At 59.3% G+C, this 18,734-nt stretch carries 13 protein-coding genes and 4 tRNA genes; 5 read left to right on the top strand and 12 right to left on the bottom strand.

The genetic code is table 11. From position 1 onward, the window contains the following. Positions 1-102 precede the first annotated feature (102 nt). The 10 genes from ASD58_RS23140 to ASD58_RS23095 form a co-directional block, all read right to left on the bottom strand. Positions 103-2,004, bottom strand: coding sequence for a SurA N-terminal domain-containing protein (locus ASD58_RS23140; RefSeq protein ID WP_082565625.1), 1,902 nt, complete (start codon positions 2,002-2,004; stop codon positions 103-105). Positions 2,005-2,139: 135 nt separating this feature from the next. Continuing rightward, positions 2,140-2,216 (bottom strand) — tRNA-Asp (locus ASD58_RS23135). Positions 2,217-2,237: 21 nt separating this feature from the next. Beyond that, positions 2,238-2,314 (bottom strand) — tRNA-Asp (locus ASD58_RS23130). A 38-nt stretch (positions 2,315-2,352) separates the two neighbouring features. Continuing rightward, a tRNA-Val gene (locus ASD58_RS23125) sits at positions 2,353-2,428 on the bottom strand. Between the two features lie 41 nt (positions 2,429-2,469). After that, on the bottom strand, positions 2,470-2,742 hold the full coding sequence (locus ASD58_RS23120; protein WP_055927923.1) for an HU family DNA-binding protein: 273 nt from the start codon (positions 2,740-2,742) through the stop codon (positions 2,470-2,472). A gap of 223 nt (positions 2,743-2,965) precedes the next feature. Beyond that, complete coding sequence (gene lon / locus ASD58_RS23115) at positions 2,966-5,374, bottom strand: endopeptidase La (RefSeq protein ID WP_057263571.1); 2,409 nt, start codon at positions 5,372-5,374, stop codon at positions 2,966-2,968. A gap of 236 nt (positions 5,375-5,610) precedes the next feature. Beyond that, positions 5,611-6,879 carry an ATP-dependent Clp protease ATP-binding subunit ClpX gene (gene clpX, locus ASD58_RS23110; protein WP_057263570.1) on the bottom strand — a complete coding sequence of 423 codons (1,269 nt, stop codon included), beginning with the start codon at positions 6,877-6,879 and terminating at the stop codon, positions 5,611-5,613. 134 nt (positions 6,880-7,013) lie between these two features. Next, entirely contained in the window at positions 7,014-7,631 is a 618-nt protein-coding gene (gene clpP, locus ASD58_RS23105; RefSeq protein ID WP_057263569.1) for an ATP-dependent Clp endopeptidase proteolytic subunit ClpP, read from the bottom strand. Positions 7,632-7,688: 57 nt separating this feature from the next. After that, positions 7,689-9,026, bottom strand: coding sequence for a trigger factor (gene tig / locus ASD58_RS23100; protein WP_057263568.1), 1,338 nt, complete (start codon positions 9,024-9,026; stop codon positions 7,689-7,691). A gap of 34 nt (positions 9,027-9,060) precedes the next feature. Beyond that, positions 9,061-9,147, bottom strand: a tRNA-Leu gene (locus ASD58_RS23095). A gap of 139 nt (positions 9,148-9,286) precedes the next feature. Between ASD58_RS23095 and ASD58_RS23090 the strand changes: the two genes are divergently transcribed. Next, complete coding sequence (locus ASD58_RS23090) at positions 9,287-10,420, top strand: hypothetical protein (protein WP_057263567.1); 1,134 nt, start codon at positions 9,287-9,289, stop codon at positions 10,418-10,420. Here the strand turns inward: ASD58_RS23090 and ASD58_RS23085 are convergent. Together ASD58_RS23085 and ASD58_RS23080 are read right to left on the bottom strand one after the other, a co-directional pair. After that, on the bottom strand, positions 10,417-13,506 hold the full coding sequence (locus ASD58_RS23085) for an efflux RND transporter permease subunit (protein WP_057263566.1): 3,090 nt from the start codon (positions 13,504-13,506) through the stop codon (positions 10,417-10,419). The two genes, ASD58_RS23090 and ASD58_RS23085, sit on opposite strands and share 4 nt — an antisense overlap. Beyond that, positions 13,503-14,576: an efflux RND transporter periplasmic adaptor subunit gene (locus ASD58_RS23080; protein ID WP_229210078.1), complete on the bottom strand. Its 1,074-nt coding sequence runs from the start codon at positions 14,574-14,576 to the stop codon at positions 13,503-13,505. Before ASD58_RS23080 ends, ASD58_RS23085 begins: the two co-directional genes overlap by 4 nt. Before the next feature lie 166 nt (positions 14,577-14,742). Here ASD58_RS23080 and hpnC point away from each other — a divergent pair, with 166 nt between their 5' ends. From hpnC to ASD58_RS23060, 4 genes are all read left to right on the top strand, one after another. After that, positions 14,743-15,567: a squalene synthase HpnC gene (gene hpnC, locus ASD58_RS23075; protein ID WP_057263565.1), complete on the top strand. Its 825-nt coding sequence runs from the start codon at positions 14,743-14,745 to the stop codon at positions 15,565-15,567. A gap of 38 nt (positions 15,568-15,605) precedes the next feature. Next, on the top strand, positions 15,606-16,439 hold the full coding sequence (gene hpnD / locus ASD58_RS23070; RefSeq protein WP_057263564.1) for a presqualene diphosphate synthase HpnD: 834 nt from the start codon (positions 15,606-15,608) through the stop codon (positions 16,437-16,439). Beyond that, a complete protein-coding gene (gene hpnE / locus ASD58_RS23065) occupies positions 16,432-17,817 on the top strand; it encodes a hydroxysqualene dehydroxylase HpnE (RefSeq protein ID WP_057263563.1) in 1,386 nt (461 codons plus the stop codon). The genes hpnD and hpnE overlap by 8 nt, the downstream gene beginning before the upstream one ends. A gap of 126 nt (positions 17,818-17,943) precedes the next feature. Continuing rightward, the gene (locus ASD58_RS23060) at positions 17,944-18,729 is read left to right on the top strand and encodes a DUF1700 domain-containing protein (protein WP_057263562.1); all 786 of its coding nucleotides are present in this window, start codon (positions 17,944-17,946) and stop codon (positions 18,727-18,729) included. The last annotated feature ends 5 nt before the right edge of the window (positions 18,730-18,734 follow it).

The raw sequence follows: 18,734 nt of genomic DNA, 5'->3' as shown, positions 1-18,734 counted from the left end.
CAGGGACCGCGGGGCGCCGTCCCCCGCTAGCATTATCGGCACATAAGAAAAAAGCCGGGGTCCGTTTGCACGGACACCGGCTTTCATAGAGCGTTAAGCGCTTTATTCGACTTGCGGCTTGATCGTTGCGACTGGGCGCACGATCTTGACCTTGGCCTTCTGTTTCAACGCGGCGATGTATCCGGACATCTCTTGCTGCGAGATGATCTGGTTCATCTGCACGTTTTCCTGCTCGCGACGGGCCGCGTCCTGCTCCGCTGGTTGGCTGACTTTGCCGATGCGGTACACGCCGTAGCCCTGGCCTGGAATTTCCACGCCAACGTAGGCTGGCAGCTTGGAGGCGTCGGCCTTCATCACCGCAGCAACGGCCGCAGGATTGATGCCGTCGGCCTTGGAACGGGAAATGGTCTTCACTTCGCCGAAGCCTGCAGCGTCACCGGTCTTTTTGGCGGCCGCGAGTTTTTCTTCACCCGCCTTCTTCGCTGCTTTCACGGCTTCTTCCAGCGTTACCTGCTGCTTGATGGCTGCTTCCACTTCAGCCAACGGCTTCTTGGATGCTGGCTTGAATTCAACGACGCGGCCGGACACCAGGGTTTGTGGCGCGACTTCAACCGCTTCGGTGTTGCGCTTGTTCTTCAGCGAATCGTCGGAGAACAGCGCGGTCAGGAACTTGGCGTTGTTGAATGGCGCGGCGCCGAGGATCGGGTTAGGCTGGCGCGATACGCCGTCCATGGTTTCGATCTTCAGTTTCAGCTTGTCGGCGGCCGGCTTCAGGCTTTCGTATTGCGAATACACGGCATCGGTGAATTGTTCCGACAGTTCCGAGTACAGCTTGGCGGCTTTCTGCTTCTTGATTTCCGCAGCGATGTCGTCCTTCACTTCATCCAGCGGCTTCAGGTGCGTCGGTTTCAGCTCGGTCACAGTAACGATGTGGTAACCGAAGTCGGATTCCACCAGATCGCTGATTTCCCCTTGTTTCAGCTTGAGCGCTGCAATTTCGGCCGGGCTGGAAGGCTTGACCAGCACGCCCAGATCGCCGCCTTGGGCAGCGGAGCCCGCATCATCGGACTTGGCGCTGGCGATCTTGGCAAAGTCAGCCGGGTTCTTGCGAACTTCGGCCAGCACAGCTTCGGCCTTGGCCTTGGCGGCAGGTTTGCCGCCTTCTGCACTGATCAGGATGTGCGAGACGCGGCGCGTTTCTTCGGTGGTAAAGCGCTTGTCGTTCGACTTATAGTAGCTCGCAACTTCCTCGTCGCTTGCGGTGGCTTGCGACGCGACGGCATCCGCGTTCAGCACCACATATTCGATCTTGGCCGACTCAGGGATCTCGAACAGCTTGGCATTCTTGTCGTAGAAGGCTTTCACCATGTCGTCGGTGACCTTCACGTTCGGCAGGAATTGGGAAACCGGCAGCGCCATCTCCTGCACTTCACGCTCTTGCGAGCCGAAATCGGAAATAGCCTTGGCAACGGTACGCGGAACGAAGGCGCTCAGCTCCACGCCGGCGGCCACCTGTCCAAGCACCATGTCGTTGCGCATCTGGCTCTGGTGCATATTGACGTTCATGCCTTGCGAATCCAGGATCTGGCGGTAGCGTTCGGTGTCGAAGGTGCCATCAGGCTTGGTCAGACCAGGAATCGCCCACAGTTGCTGGCGAATCTTGTCGTCGCTGACAGTCAGGTGGGCGCTGCGGATTTCCACATTCACGGCACGCTGGGCGATCAGTTGATCCAGGATGTTCTGCTTGAACTCCGGGGTATCAAACGCCTTCTGGTCAAAGTTCTTGCCCATTTGCTGGCGCGCCTGGTCCAACTGGCGGCGCTGCGCGTTTTCCCATTCTTGCTGGGTCAGCGGGTAGTCGGCCACTTTGGCGATGGTGTTCGCATCTTCGCCGAACAGCTTGACGCCGCCGACAATCGCACCGCCCAGCACAAACGACGGCACAATCAGGAGCGCCAGGATAATCTGCATCAGTTTTTGATGCGTGCGTACAAAATCAAACATGTCAGCTATTTATTCCGTATAGAGGAGGCGTGAAAACTGCTCGCGCGATTTTACAGCGCAGTTGCTCCAATAGCAAATGAAAGCAAATGAAAAAGCCCCACAGTCTTGGGGACTTGTGGGGCTTTTTCGGGATTCTGGCGGAGCGGACGGGGCTCGAACCCGCGACCCCCGGCGTGACAGGCCGGTATTCTAACCAACTGAACTACCGCTCCAGGTAGTGTGTGTGCGTTTGCTGGCGGAGCGGACGGGGCTCGAACCCGCGACCCCCGGCGTGACAGGCCGGTATTCTAACCAACTGAACTACCGCTCCAGCATTCACAACACAGGTACTACATTTTGCTTAAGCTTTGGTGGGCGTTGAGAGGCTCGAACTCCCGACCTAATCCTTGTAAGGGATCCGCTCTACCAACTGAGCTAAACGCCCGCTTAAACTACCCGGTAAGCATCACTGCTTACCGAAGGCCATTATTGTACAGCGTCTTTCAAAGCTTTGCCAGCTTTAAATTTAGGAACTTTTGCTGCGTCGATTTTGATCTCTTCTTTGGTGCGCGGATTGCGGCCGGTACGGGCTGCGCGTTCGCTTACGGAGAAGGTGCCAAAGCCAACCAGGGTGACGCTGTCGTTCTTGGCCAGGGTGGTGGTTACGCCATCGATCACAGCATCCAGGGCGCGTGCAGCAGCAGCCTTGGAGATGTCAGCGGAAGTCGCGATGTGGTCGATCAGTTCGGTCTTGTTCATTACAGTCCCCGTCACAAAGGTTTATATCGTTTATACCGTTTTTTATGCCGCGTTGTGGTGCGTATAAAAATCTCAGGGCCGTATTAGACAGGTCGGGGTTGCACTGTGTCAAGGGTAGAAATGAAAAGGGCGCCATTTCTGGCGCCCTTTTCATTCCAAAACAGGTAATTCGGTGTCTGACCCGCAGTGTCTGGCCCTGCGGGTCAGACACTGGGTTACCGGTTTAATGTTTAACTACTTCACCACTCCCCTCGGCTGCCGCGACGGCCGGGACCTCCACTGCAGCCACTGGCTCGGTGATCGGCTCCGGCTGGCGCTCCAGCGCGACTTCCAGCACCTTGTCGATCCAGCGCACCGGCACGATTTCCAGCTTGTTCTTCACATTGTCCGGAATCTCGGCCAGGTCCTTCACGTTCTGCTCGGGAATCAGCACGGTCTTGATGCCGCCGCGATGCGCTGCCAGCAGCTTCTCCTTCAAGCCACCGATCGGCAACACTTCGCCGCGCAGCGTGATCTCGCCGGTCATCGCCACGTCCGCACGGACCGGAATGCCGGTGAAGGTCGACACCATCGCCGTGGTCATCGCAATGCCTGCCGATGGACCATCCTTCGGCGTTGCGCCCTCCGGCACGTGGATGTGGATGTCCTGCTTCTCGAACACTTCGTTCTTGATGCCGAGACGCGAGGCGCGGCTGCGCACCACGGTGCGCGCTGCTTCGATCGACTCCTTCATCACATCGCCCAGCGTACCGGTACGGATCACATTGCCCTTACCAGGCATGCCGACCGATTCGATGGTCAGCAGGTCGCCGCCCACTTCGGTCCAGGCCAGGCCGACCACCTGGCCCACCTGGTTGGTTTTCTCGGCCACGCCGAAATCGTAGCGCCGCACGCCCAGGAACTTGTCCAGGTTTTTCGGCGTGACGCTGACCTTCTTGTCCGATTTCTTCAGCAGCAGCATCTTCACGACCTTGCGGCAGATCTTGGAGATTTCGCGCTCCAGCGAACGCACGCCCGCTTCACGAGTGTAGTAGCGGATGATGTCGCGCACAGCGCCTTCGCTGACGGAGATTTCTTCGTCCTTCAGGCCATTGTTCTTGACCTGCTTCGGCAACAGGTAGCGCAAGGAGATGTTGGTTTTCTCGTCTTCCGTGTAGCCGGACAGGCGGATCACTTCCATGCGGTCCAGCAGTGCCGGCGGGATGTTGTACGAGTTCGAAGTCGCAACGAACATCACATCGGACAGGTCGAAGTCGACTTCGATGTAGTGGTCCGAGAAGGTGTGATTCTGCTCAGGATCCAGCACCTCCAGCAGCGCCGACGACGGATCGCCGCGGAAGTCCGCGCCCATCTTGTCGATTTCGTCCAGCAGGAACAGCGGGTTGCGCACGCCGACTTTCGACAGCGACTGCAGCACCTTGCCCGGCATCGAGCCGATGTAGGTACGGCGGTGGCCGCGGATCTCGGCTTCGTCGCGCACGCCGCCGAGCGCCATGCGCACGTATTTGCGGTTGGTGGCCTTGGCGATCGACTGGCCCAGCGAGGTCTTACCCACGCCTGGAGGACCCACGAAGCACAGGATCGGCGCCTTCAGCTTGTCCACGCGTTGCTGGACTGCCAGGTACTCGACGATGCGTTCCTTGATCTTTTCCAGGCCGTAGTGGTCGTGGTCGAGCACTTTCTCGGCGTTGGCCAGGTCGTTGTTGACCTTGGATTTCTTCTTCCATGGCAGCGAAACCAGGGTGTCGATATAGTTGCGCACCACGGTCGCTTCGGCCGACATCGGCGACATCAGCTTCAGTTTCTTCAGCTCGGCCTGGGCCTTTTCCAGCGCTTCCTTCGGCATCTTGGCGGCGGCGACTTTCTTCTCGAGTTCGTCGATATCGGCGCCCTCTTCGCCCTCGCCCAGTTCCTTCTGGATGGCTTTGACCTGTTCGTTCAGGTAGTACTCGCGCTGCGACTTCTCCATCTGGCGCTTGACGCGGCCACGGATGCGCTTTTCCACCTGCAGGATATCGAGCTCGCCTTCCAGCTGGCCGAGCAGGTGCTCCAGGCGCTTCGAGACTTCAATGATTTCCAGGATCACCTGCTTCTGCTCGAGCTTGAGCGGCAGGTGCGCCGCCACGGTGTCGGCCAGGCGGCCGGCATCGTCGATGCCCGACAGCGATGCCAGGATCTCCGGCGGGATTTTCTTGTTCAGTTTGACGTACTGATCGAACTGCTGGACGATCGCGCGGCGCATCGCTTCGATCTCCGACTCGTCGCCCTGCTCCGATTCGAGCGGCATCAGGTCGGCGATGAAATGGGTTGGCGCATCGGTGATCTTCTTGATGCGGGCACGCTGTGCGCCCTCGACCAGCACCTTCACGGTGCCGTCAGGCAGCTTCAACATCTGCAGGATGTTGGCCACGCAGCCGATTTCATAGATATCCGAAGGCGAAGGTTCGTCCTTGGCAGCGGCTTTTTGCGCCGCCAGCATGATGCTCTTACCCTGCTCCATGGCAGCTTCGAGCGCCTTGATGGACTTTGGTCGGCCAACGAACAACGGGATTACCATGTGCGGGAAGACAACGACATCACGCAGTGGCAACAGAGGCAGTTGAGTTTGCTCAGTTAATTTGGTAGTTGTCATGGCGTACCTTATTTTAAAAGCTTGGATCTGATATAAGCCCCAGCGGCTAATTCACAAGCCCTATGCTGCAATTATATTTGCTTTGAGAAAATGCAGTGGCACTCTAAACAAATTGCCGATTCAGAACAAAAAAAGCCACGCGCGACGGGTGATCGCGAGTGGCTTTTCGACTGAAGCCGGCGTTTTGGTTATTGAGACCGATTGTAACGCCTTGCCTCAGGGATTCAAAACCCTATTTAGTTTTCCCCTGCTGCTTTTGGGGATTCCTGATAAATCAGGAGGGGTTTTGCGCCACTGGTGATCGTATTTTCATCGATTACGACTTTGGTGACGTTCGTTTGGTTTGGCAGGTCGAACATAATGTCCAGCAACGCGTGTTCCAGGATGGAACGCAGGCCGCGGGCACCGGTCTTGCGGGCCAGCGCCTTGCGGGCGATGGCGTGCAAGGCGGCTGGACGGATTTCCAGTTCGGCGCCTTCCATTTCCAACAGCTTGGAGTACTGCTTGACCAGGGCGTTCTTTGGCTCGACCAGGATTTCGATCAGGGCTTCCTCGGTCAGCTCGGCCAGGGTTGCCACTACCGGCAGGCGGCCCACCAATTCAGGGATCAGGCCGAACTTGATCAGGTCTTCCGGTTCGGCTTCCATCATCAGGTCGCTGTTCGAACGCTGTTCCTTGCTCTTCACTTCCGCCGCAAAGCCGATGCCGGACTTTTCGGAACGGTTGGAAATAATCTTGGCCAGGCCGTCAAACGCACCGCCGCAGATGAACATGATGTTGGTGGTGTCGATCTGCACGAAGTCCTGGTTCGGGTGCTTGCGGCCGCCTTGCGGAGGCACGGAAGCCATGGTGCCTTCGATCAGCTTCAGCAGCGCTTGCTGCACGCCCTCACCCGACACGTCGCGCGTGATCGATGGGTTGTCGGACTTGCGGGAAATCTTGTCAATTTCATCAATGTAGACAATGCCGCGCTGCGCCTTCTCAACATCGTAGTTGCAGCTCTGCAGCAGCTTCTGGATGATGTTTTCCACGTCTTCGCCCACATAACCGGCTTCGGTCAGGGTGGTGGCGTCGGCGATCACGAAAGGCACGTTCAGCATGCGCGCCAGGGTCTGGGCCAGCAAGGTCTTGCCGGAGCCGGTCGGGCCCACCAGCAGGATGTTGGACTTCGCCAGTTCGACGTCATCCTTCTTGCCCAGGTGCTTCAGGCGCTTGTAATGGTTGTACACCGCCACGGACAGGATGCGCTTGGCAGTCGACTGGCCGATCACGTACTGGTTCAGCAGTTCGGTGATTTCCAGCGGGGTCGGCAGGTCCGACTTGGCACCCGTGACAGATTCGATGCTGGAGGTCTCGTCGCGGATGATGTCATTGCACAAGTCAATGCATTCATCGCAGATGAAGACGGACGGGCCGGCAATCAGCTTCTTCACCTCGTGCTGGCTTTTGCCGCAGAACGAGCAGTAAAGGAGTTTTTCACCGCTGGAGGATTTTTTCTCTGACATGGGACTAATCTTTAGTTTTGGTGCAAATTTGCCGTGCGCACAAGCAAGAAATCCTGCGCACAACCACATGCTACCCGAAATAAAAGCAAAACGCCCGAACGTTGTAGCGTCCGGGCGTCGACTTGCAAGGACGCTTATGCGCGGCTGGTCAAGACTTTGTCGATCAGGCCATATTCCGCTGCTTCGTCCGAAGACATGAAGCGGTCGCGGTCCGTATCCTTGGCGATTTGCTCGATCGACTGACCGGTGCGTTCTGCCATGATGCTGTTCAGGCGATGACGCAGGTAGAGAATCTCTTTCGCCTGGATCTCGATATCCGACGCCATGCCCTGCGAGCCACCAGAAGGCTGGTGAATCATGATGCGGCTGTTCGGCAGCGAGAAACGCTTGCCCTTGGCGCCTGCAGCCAGCAGGAAGGCGCCCATGGAGGCGGCCATGCCGGTGCACAGGGTCGACACGTCAGGCTTGATGAACTGCATGGTGTCGAAGATCGCCAGGCCCGCGGAAACGGAGCCGCCCGGGGAATTGATGTAGAGCGAGATATCCTTGTCCGGATTTTCGCTTTCCAGGAACAGCAACTGTGCCACGATCAGGTTGGCCATCTGGTCATTGACCGGACCGACCAGGAAGATCACGCGTTCCTTCAGCAGGCGCGAGTAGATATCATACGAGCGCTCGCCGCGGCCGCTTTGTTCGATCACCATCGGCACCAGGCCGAGCATTTCCGTATCGAGTGCGGGATTACGATTCATTCCAATTCCTTTGAAAACAACGCCGGCTCGGGGCCGGCGTCGAATGATATCAAGCTATTAAGCTTGTACGCTTCCCATGAGTTCGTCGAAAGGAATTTCTTTCGAGACGTTCTTGCACAGGCCCAGGACGTAAGTAACGACGTTTTCTTCCAATACAAGAGCTTCGACTTCAGCCAGGCGGCGGCGATCGGAGTAGTAGTACTTCAGCACTTCGCGCGGATCTTCGTAGCTCTGTGCGAAGTCTTCGATCTGCGCCTTTACCTGGTCAGGGGTAGCCTGCAGGTTCTGGTCAGCCACCAGCTTGGACAGGATCAGGCCCAGGCGCACGCGGCGCTCGGCTTTGTCCTTGAACAGCTCTGGAGGGAATGGTACATCTTTTACGTTCATGCCGCGCTGAGCCATGTCCTGGCGGGTCATTTCAGCCAGGCGCTCGGTGTCTTGTGCGATCAGCGACTGTGGAACTTCCAGGGTCGCGGTCTTCACCAGGGTGTCCATCACGGCTTCTTTATTGCGCGCCTTGACGCGGCCAGCAACTTCGCGCTCCAGGTTCACTTTGATGTCTTCGCGCATTTTGGCCAGGTCGCCGTCAGCCACGCCCAGGGACTTGGCGAATTCAGCGTCGACTTCCGGCAGGTGCGCCCATTCCAGGTTCTTCAGGGTGATGGTGAACGAAGCGGTTTTGCCGGCTACGTCCTTGCCGTGGTAGTCCTCTGGGAACGACAGCGGGAAGGTCTTGGACTCGCCCACTTTCAGGCCGACGGTAGCGGCTTCGAACTCTGGCAGCATGCGGCCTTCGCCCAGTACGAATGGGTAGCCTTCAGCTTTACCGCCTGGGAACTCAACGCCGTCGATGGAGCCAACGAAGTCCACGGTCACGCGGTCGCCGTTAGCAGCGATAGCTTCGCCGCCGTCGCCGTGCTCGCCCTTCTCGCCTTTTACGTGGAAGTGCACGCGCTGCTTGCGCAGGATGTCGAGGGTCTTGTCGATTTCTGCGTCGGTCACGTTGGACTTGACGGTTTCGATCTCGACCTTGGTCAGGTCGCCGACCTCAACTTCCGGGTACACTTCGAAGGTTGCGTCGAAGGACAGTTGGCCTTCAGGCGCGTCCTGTTTTGGCTCGATGCGTGGGAAGCCTGCTACACGCAGTTGGTTTTCGTTGGCAGCATCGTTGAAAGCGCGGCCGACTTTATCGTTCAGCACTTCGGTTTCGATCTGGTAGCCGTATTGTGCGGCAACCATCTTCATTGGCACTTTACCTGGACGGAAGCCAGGAGCACGTGCGGAGCGAGCCTGTACTTTCAGGCGCTTTTCCACTTCGGAACGCACGTCCGACAGTGGGAAGGAAATCGTCATGCGGCGTTCGAGTTTGCCCAGGGTTTCAACTGCAGTGGCCATTGTAAAAATCGTCCAATAAAAATAAGTGTACTTATGGTGCGAGGAGGGGGACTCGAACCCCCACACCATTGCTGGCGTCAGGACCTAAACCTGGTGCGTCTACCAATTTCGCCATCCTCGCGGCATATTTGCACAAAAGCAAAGGGCGACCTTACAGTGAAAACGGGGTCGCCCGGGGCTTTCAACTTCAACCCGGCATTCTATACGGTGTTGCAGGAGTGTGGTAGTGTTTTTTAGCTTACACACAACATTCAGTTTTTATGCAAGGCACTGTCAAAGAAATCAAACGCGCTTACGCCCGCGAACTCAAGCTGATTGACCTCGAAAAGAATCCAGAAGCGTTCCAGAAACTGCGCGAGGCATATGAAGCAGCCTTAAAGAATGCCCACCAGCCGGAGCCAGCCGGCGCGCCAGAGTCAGCCCTGGCGCCGATCCGGGTGGATCCGACTCCACAAACGGAAGCTTTGCCCGCCGAAGAACCGGTGGCGAAGCTGATCGCACGCCTCCAGCTCGGGATTGCCAATACTGCCCGCGGCCGGGTCGCCGATGACGAATTGATATGGAAAGACGAGATCCGGGCGTTGCTCGAAGAGTTGCGCCCGGCAAGCTTTGCCGCCCAGGCCGAATTCGAGCACCAGGTCGGCATCCTGCTCCTCAACGGCTGGCGGCATGGGCACGAAGCCCTGCTCGTCGCCGCCAGCGAAGCATTTGGCTGGAATGAAGCCGGCTGGCGTTGGGAGAACCTGGGCGCGAACGGCGCAACCCTGGACGCCGCCCTCGCCCTACGCCACTGTCTTGAGCACTTTGAAGAGGCGGAACGGCGTCATTTCCGCTACGTGATCCGGGATTTGCGGCAGCAATACGAGCCTAGCAAGGAAGCATTGCGCAGGGATCTGGCATATGCCGAGTTCCTCGAAAAGAATTTCGCCCCGCTGCTTAACATTCTGGCGCTCCCGCAACGCGTGGAGGCTTGGCGCCAGGCGCTGCGCAGGCCGGATCCTGGTTTGAAGTTCCGCTACAAGGCGGCCATTGCGCTGGTGCTCATTTCTCTCTTTTACGCCCTGCGAATGATCAGCAGGATTACCCATCCGGAGAATGAACCGACACCGCCCCCGCCCCCGCCCCCGCCTGAAGCCGTCAATTACAGCCTCAAGCCCGAAGACCTGACGGAGGAACAGCACCGTTTCATCGTGTACCGGATTCGCAAAGAACTGCCGCGCGCTGTCAGGACCACGCAATACGACGTGATCCTGGACAGCACCGGGCGGCCGCACGAAGTCCGGCTGTTGCAAAGCTCCGGCGACCAGGCTAACGACTACGCCGTCGCTGCAGGCATCCGCGATATTCCGCGTTATCCCGCTGAATTCCCGCGGCGCTTCACGTTCGAGTACTAGCGGCCTGCCGGCTTCGGCACGCGGAACCAGGCCGCATAAAGCGCCGGCAGGAACAGCAGCGTCAGGGCAGTGGCCAGAATCAGGCCGCCCATGATCGCAACTGCCATCGGGCCCCAGAACACGGACCGCGACAGTGGAATCATGGCCAGCGCCGCCGCAGCGGCAGTCAGGATGATCGGGCGGCAGCGGCGCACCGCCGATTCCACGATCGCATCCCAGGCCGGCACGCCGGCCTTGATATCCTGCTCGATCTGGTCCACCAGGATCACCGAGTTCCGGATAATCATGCCGAACAGCGCAATAATGCCGAGGTTCGCCACAAAGCCCAGGGGACGCCCCATCACCAGCAGCGCCATCGCCGCTCCCGCCACACCCAGCGGCCCGGTCAGGAATACCAGCAGTGCGCGCGAGAAGCTGTGAAGCTGGAGCATCAGCAAGGTGAAGATGATGAACACGGCCAGCGGCAAGTTCGCGCCGATCGATTCCTCTGCCGCGCTGCTGTCGGAAGCGGCGCCCTTCACCTTGATCTCATAGCCGGGCGGAAGCTTGGCGCGCAAGGCATCGAGCTTGGGGTTGATCTGGTCCGATACGGTCGGCCCCTGAACGCCCTCCACCACGTCGGACTGCACGGTAATCGCCCATTCGCGGCCCTCTCGCCACACCACGCCCGGTTCCCATACGAAATGCACCCGGGCCAGTTGCGAGATCGGCACCGAACGTCCGCTATTGGTCGGGATGTAGGTGTCGTTCAGCACTGCAATCGTGCTGCGTTCGTCCAGCGGCTGGCGCACCTGGATGTCGATCAGGCGGATGCCTTCGCGGAACTGGCCGATCGGCGTGCCGGACAGGATGGTGTTCGCAGCACGCATCACGGTTTGCGAAGTCACGCCCAGCGCACGCATCTTGTCCTGGTCCAGGTCAAGGCGCAGCACCTTGATCGATTCGTTCCAGTTGTCGTTCACGCCTACCGCGTTCGGGTTGGCGCGCATGATGTCCTTGACCTGGTCGGCGATCGAGCGCACGCCCTCCACCTCGGTACCGGTGATGCGGAACTGCACTGGATACGGCACCGGCGGGCCATTCGGCAGCAGCTGCACGCGGCCGCGTACCTCAGGGAAGTCGGTCTTGAAGATGTTGCTGATCTTCTTGCGCAGCTCTTCACGCGAATGCAGGTCTTTCGCCAGCACCACGGTCTGCGACACGTTCGTTTGCGGGAAGATCTGGTTCAGCGGCAGGTAGAAGCGCGGGCTGCCGGTGCCGACATAGGTCGTCACACTGGCTACGCCTGGCTCCTTGCGGATGAATTCCTCGAACTTCTTCGCCTGGCGCTCGGTTTGCGCGAAAGCCGTGCCTTCCGGCGACCACATTTCCACCATCAGTTCCGGGCGGCTGGAGTCCGGGAAGAACTGCTTTTCGATGAACTTGAAGCCATACACGCCGAGGAAGAACACCACCAGCGTCGCGATAATCGTGGTCTTTCGGTATTCCACGCACCAGTTCACGATCGAGCGGAACTTGCGGTACCCCGGCGTATCGAACAGTTCGTGATGACCGCCGCCTTCCGAATGCGGCTTGACCTTCAGCAGGATGTAGCCGATGTACGGCGTGAACACCACCGCCACGATCCACGAAGTGACCAGTGCAATCGCATTCACAGAGAACAGCGAAAAGGTATATTCGCCCGCTGCCGAAGCCGCCAGGCCAATCGGCAGGAAGCCCGCGACGGTAATCAGGGTGCCGGTCAGCATCGGCATCGCCGTCGAGGTGTAGGCAAAGGTCGCAGCCTCCAGCCTGGAATGGCCCTCTTCCATCTTCCGCACCATCATTTCAACAGCGATGATGGCATCGTCCACCAGCAGGCCAAGCGCGATGATCAGGGCGCCGAGCGAAATCTTGTGCAGGTCAATATCCAGGATACGCATGAACAGGAAGGTCACCGCCAGCACCAGCGGGATGGTCAGCGCCACCACCAGGCCAGGGCGCGCATCCAGGCGCAGCTTGGGCTTGGTATGCAAGCCGAGCGAGACGAAGCTCACCGCCAGCACGATCAGCACCGCTTCGATCAAGGTATGCAGGAATTCGCCCACCGATGCGGTAACTGCGGCCGGCTGGTCCGACACGCGCTCCAGCTCAACACCGACCGGCAGCTTGGTCTTCATGGCATTGACGGTCTTCTCCAGGTCCTTACCCATCTGGATAATGTTGCCGCCCTTCTCCATCGACACGCCAAGGCCGATCACCTCTTTGCCGTTAAAGCGCATTTTGTCGCGCGGCGGATCAAGGTATTCGCGTTTGATGGTCGCAAAGTCGCCCAGGCGGAAGGTCGTGTTGTTGGCACGCAGTTCCAGCTCTTCCAGGTCCTTGACCGTGCGCAGCGCACCGGATACGCGGACCTGCAGGTTGTCGGTCGGCGTCACCACGACGCCAGTTGCTTCAACCACGTTCTGGGTCGTGATCTGGTTGGCGATCTGCTCGATGGTCAGGCCCAGTTGGGCAAACTTCTTGTGCGAGAACTCGATATTGATCTTCTCGTCCTGTACGCCAAACAGTTCGACCTTGGAGACCTTCTTTACCCCAAGCAGTTGCTGGCGCACCAGGTCGGCGTAGTCTTTCAACTCCGCATAGGTAAAACCGTCGCCGGAGAGCGCGAAGATGGAGCCGTAGGTATCTCCGAATTCATCGTTGAAGACGGGGCCCTGCACTCCGGAAGGCAACGTCGAACGGATGTCGCCGATCTTCTTGCGCACCTGGTACCAGGCCTGGGCCACCTCTTTGGGCGGCGTCGATTCACGCAGGCTGAGAATGATCAGCGTCTGGCCCGGCTTTGAATAGCTGGTGATTTCGTGGATAAATGGGGTTTCCTGCAGCTTCTTTTCCAGCTTGTCGGTCACCTGCTCGGCCATCTGCAGCGACGTGGCGCCTGGCCAGAAAGCTTGTACCACCATGGAGCGGAAGGTGAACGGCGGGTCTTCGTCCTGTCCCAGGTTCTTGTACGCCAGCAGGCCGCCCAACAGCAACACGGCAATCAGGTAGCGTGTGAGCGGGATGTGCTCCAGCGCCCAACGCGAGAGGTTGAAGCCCTTCATTTGGCAGCTCCAAGGATGGTGACCTTCTGGCCCGGCTTCAGCAGGTTCACGCCGGCAGTCACCACAGTCTGGCCAGGCTTGACGCCACTGCCCAACACCAGGTCATTGCCGGACACGCCGCTTACCGTAACCGGCACCAGGCGCACCGCGCCATTTTCGACCACCCACACCGAGGTCGCGGCTTTTTCGTGGAACAGTGCAGTCAGCGGAACCTTGATTTGAGGTTGGGGCGTGCGCGAGGCGAAAGCCACCAGCGCAGTCATCCCCAGTTTCGCTTCGGACAAGCTGGCGGGAATCGACACGCGGAAGGCGTAAGTACGGGTAGACGGATCTGCCACCGGCGAAATTTCACGAATCTTGCCCTGCACCGCCTTATCCGGGCTGGCCCACAGGCGCACGTGAACGTCGGTAATCGCGCGCAGCGTGTCGACTTTGTCTTCCGGCACGCCAAACACGATTTCCTTTTCATCGGTCTTGGCGACACGAACAACCGGCGCGCCAGGCGATACTACCTGCCCTACTTCAGCATCCACTGCGGTGACGACGCCGTCGATGTCCGACTCCAGGCTGGCGTAACCGGCCTGGTTGGACATGCCGCGATACGCCGCCTGCGCCGAATCGACTTGCGCCTGCGCCGATTTAAAGGCGGAGAGCTTGGCATCGAGGATGGCCTGGCTGACGAAGTTCTTTTCGCGCAGTTCCTGGTAGCGCTTCAATTCGGCACTGGCCAGGTCGCGCGTGGTTTCCGCAGCGCGCAAGGCAGCCATGGATTGCGCCTGCGACAATTTCAAATCCTGGGGATCAAGATCCATCAGCGCCTGGCCGCGCTTGACGATGCTCCCCACATCCACTTTGCGGGAGATAATCTTGCCGCCGACCCGGAAGCCAAGGCGCGATTCAACGCGCGAGCGGACCTCGCCGGAAAATTCGGCATTGACGTCAATGTCCGAGCTTTGCAGCACCATGGCGCGTACCGGCCGGATATCTTCGGTCTTGGGGGCTTCTTTTGAGCAGGCTGCGAGCAATAAGGCGCAAGCCGCAACCAGGGGTAGTTTTTTCGCTACGAACACGATGGAATTCCTTTTTAGTGTCTCTGGCAATTGCAGGGTGTATATGTTTGCCATTATTATTTCCCGTTTGGAACTAAATGACTTTCCGTTTAGTAAGAAAAAATTATAGCCGGGTCAACCGTACTTGCAAATGACTTTCGCGTCATTAATTTAGAACAGCACCTCTATGTCCGTTGACCATTACGAGAATTTCCCTGTCGCCTCGATCCTGATGCCGCGCCGCTTGCGCCCGGCGGTGGAGGCGATTTACGCCTTTGCCCGCAGTGCCGACGATATCGCTGACGAAGGCGACGCCACGCCTGAACAGCGCCTGGCGGGCCTGGCCGCTTATGAACAAGCCCTTGGGCGCATCGAGCGCGCCGAAGGCGGCCACGAACCAATGTTCGAACGCCTGGCTGCGGTGATTGAACAGCACAAACTTCCACTGCGGCCTTTTTACGACCTCTTGTCCGCCTTCAAGCAAGACATTGTGGTGCACCGCTACCAGGACTATTCGTCCCTGCTGGATTATTGCGCACGCTCGGCCAACCCGGTCGGCCGGCTGATGCTGCACCTGTACGGCGCGGCCGATGAAGAAAACATCCGCCAGTCGGACGCAATCTGTTCGGCACTCCAGATCATCAACTTCCTGCAAGATGTAGCGATCGACGAGCATAAGGAGCGTATTTACCTGCCGATGGAAGACCTGGCGCGCTATGCGCTGTCGCCTGCCCACCTGGCCCGCCCCGACAACAAGGCAAAATGGCGCGCCATGATGAAGTACCAGGTCGATCGTGCCCGCGCCCTGATGCTCTCCGGTGCACCGCTGGCCTGCCGCCTGAAGGGCCGCATTGGCCTGGAACTGCGCATGGTGGTCCAGGGCGGCCTGCGCATCCTGGAAGCCATCGAAGAAGTCGATTACGACGTTTTCCTGCGTCGTCCGAAGCTCGAAAAGCGCGATTGGTTCAAGCTTTTGTGGCGCGCGCTTCGGATGAAGCGCTCTTCCCTATAAAATAGCGCCTTTGACAGCATTACCCAAGCCATAACAACATGTCCCCCGACGAATACTGCCAGCAGAAGGCCGCCGCCAGCGGTTCCAGTTTCTACTACAGCTTCCTGTTCCTGCCGCCGGAGCGCCGCCGCGCCATTACGGCGCTGTATGCCTTCTGCCGTGAAGTTGACGACACCGTCGATGAATGCAGCGATGAATCGCTGGCACGCATCAAGCTCGCCTGGTGGCGCAACGAGATCGCCCAGATGTACGAAGGCAAGCAGACGCACCCTGTGACCCAGGCTTTGCAGCCGCATATCACGGTTTATAACCTGAAACAGGAGCATATGCAGGCCATCATCGATGGCATGGAAATGGACCTGAACCAGACCCGCTACCTGGATTACGCAGGCCTGACCAAGTATTGCTGGCATGTGGCCAGCGTGGTTGGCATCCTGTCGGCGTCGATTTTCGGCGCAACACGGGCGGAGACCCTGCAATATGCCGAAAAGCTGGGGCATGCCTTCCAGCTCACGAATATCATCCGCGACGTGGGGGAAGATGCGCGCAAGGGCCGCATCTACCTGCCAGTCAACGAACTGCAGCAGTTCAATGTGACTGCGGCCGACCTGCTCAACGCTCGCGAGACCGAGAATTTCTCGAAACTGATGGAATTCCAGGTGGCGCGCGCGCAGAAGGCTTACGACGAGGCATTTGCGCTGCTGCCGAAGGAAGACCGCCGTGCCCAGCGTCCGGGCTTGATCATGGCGGCCATTTATCGCACCTTGTTGAACGAAATCGAGGAAGACGGTTATCACGTCCTCAAACAGCGTATTTCGCTGACCCCGATCCGCAAACTGTGGCTGGCGTGGAAGACCTGGGTTCGTGGCTAAGCACTTTGCCGTAGTCGGCGGCGGCTGGGCCGGATTCGCCGCCGCCGTCGAACTGGTGCGCGCCGGTCACCAGGCCACCGTTTTCGAGGCTGCCCGAACCTTGGGCGGCCGGGCGCGACGCGTTTCTTTCGATGGGCGTGAGCTCGATAACGGCCAGCACATCATGCTCGGGGCTTATTCGGAATCGCTGCGCATCATGCGCGCGGTTGGGGTGGATCTGCGTTCGGCCGTACTCACGCTTCCCCTGCAGATGCGGTATCCGCCCGCTGGCGGCGGCATGGATTTTGTGGCGCCTCGTTTGCCGGCACCGCTGCATGTCAGCATTGCACTATTGCGGGCGCGTGGGCTGGAGCGCGCAGACAAAATGGCCCTGGCGCGTTTCACCACGACTGCGCGCTGGATGGATTGGCGCCTGAACAACGATTGCAGCGTGGCGGAATTACTGGTGCGCTTTGACCAGACGCCGCGGCTGGTGGCGCTGATGTGGCGCCCGTTATGCCTTGCCGCGTTGAATACGCCGCCGGAACGCGCCTCGGCGCAGGTTTTCCTCGCCGTGCTGCGGGACAGCCTGGGAGCGCGCCGTGCCGCATCGGACATGCTGGTGCCGCGTGCCGACCTCTCCGCCCTGTTCCCGGAGGCGGCTGCTTCCTGGCTCCAGGGAAAAGGCAATACCATCCACCTCGGCGCCAAAGTCACCGCCCTCCGCCCCGCTGCCGATGGCTGGACCGTCGAGGCCAGCGGCGCAGCTGTCGGGGGTGATTGGAGCGGCAAATTTGCCGGCGTGGTACTCGCCGCGTCACCTGCCGCTTCCGCCAGCCTGCTCGGCGTCCTGCGGAACCCCGGCGCCGGCGGCGAGGCCTCGCCGCCGGCCGGCGGATTTGCCGATCTGGCAAGCCAATTGGCCGCGTTCGAACCAGAGCCGATCACGACTTGCTACTTGCAATACCCCCCCGGCACCCGCCTGGAAATCCCGTTCTACGCCCTGATCGACGATCCAGCAACCCAACGCTGGGGGCAGTTCGTGTTCGACCGCGGCCAGCTTGATGCCAGGCAGGATGGCCTGTTCACCGTCGTCATCAGCGCCTCAAGCGAGGCAGCCAGCCTGTCCCAAGATGCGCTGACGGCGGCAATCGCAAGCCAGTTGGCCGTCGACCTGGCAAGACCGGAGCTCGCGCGTCCATCCTGGAGCAAGGTCATCACCGAAAAACGCGCCACTTACGCCTGCACGCCTGGCCTCAAGCGTCCACCCAACGAAACGCAGGCAAAAGGCCTGGTCCTGGCCGGCGATTACACGGCTGGCGAATACCCCGCGACGCTGGAAATGGCCATCCGCAGCGGCGTTCGGGCCGCTGGACTGCTCGCAAAGGCGAAACCTTGATGTTCCGCCTGTCCCGCGTTTTAGTCGCCTGCTCCCCCGATTCTGCATCCTGTCGTAAACAACCCGAGCTCCTCCCGTGCAAGCGATACAGTGCAAGCATGGGACAACAGGAGGCTTGAGTTTCCAATGAGCAAAAACGAGTACCTCGACGCACTGAAGAAGGCGCTTGCCGGCTTGCCGCCCGACGTGGCGGCCAAGACGATGGCCTACTACGAGCAGCGTTTTATCGACAGCGTGGCCGCGGGCAAGACTGAAGAAGAAATCTCGGCCGAGCTGGACGAACCGCGCAAGATCGCCATGACCCTGCGCGCCAACGCCCATCGCAGCGCATTCGAGCAGAAACGCAACCCGGCCAACCTGGTGCGCATGATGTTTTCTCTGATCGGCCTTGGCATCTTCAACCTCTTCATGGTGGTGCCGGCGGCAGTCTTTTCCGCCTTGCTGGTATCGATTTATGCCAGTGCCTTTGCCTTTTACATCAGCGGGATTGCCATTACCGCAACCGGCCTGGCGGGCGCCAATGAACTGGTCCTGACCGGCCCATTGCGCCACCTTGTCATCTTCGACGATGAAGGCGACCAGGTCGATTCCCGCATGCAGACCAAGATTTCGATCAGCGACCAGGGCATCGACGTCTTCCAGGAACCCTCGGCCGGCCTGCGCAAGGAATGGGACGAGGCGGACAGCAAGTCCGAAAAATGGCTGGAAGGTGCGGAAGCGATGGCTGAAGGCGGCGTGCGCATCACCTCGGACCTCGACAACGAATCGCGCGCCACGCAAACCGCCGTCGGCATCGGCCTGGTATTGCTCGGCATCGTATTGAGCCTCGTGAGCATCGTGATTACACGTTTCTCCTTGATTGGCTTGAAACGCTACATCCAGATGAACGTTTCGCTGCTGCGCGGCCACTGAAAGGA

The organism is Duganella sp. Root1480D1 (assembly GCF_001427305.1).
Lineage (GTDB): Bacteria > Pseudomonadota > Gammaproteobacteria > Burkholderiales > Burkholderiaceae_D > Rugamonas.
This window is presented reverse-complemented; position numbering and strand designations above follow the sequence as displayed.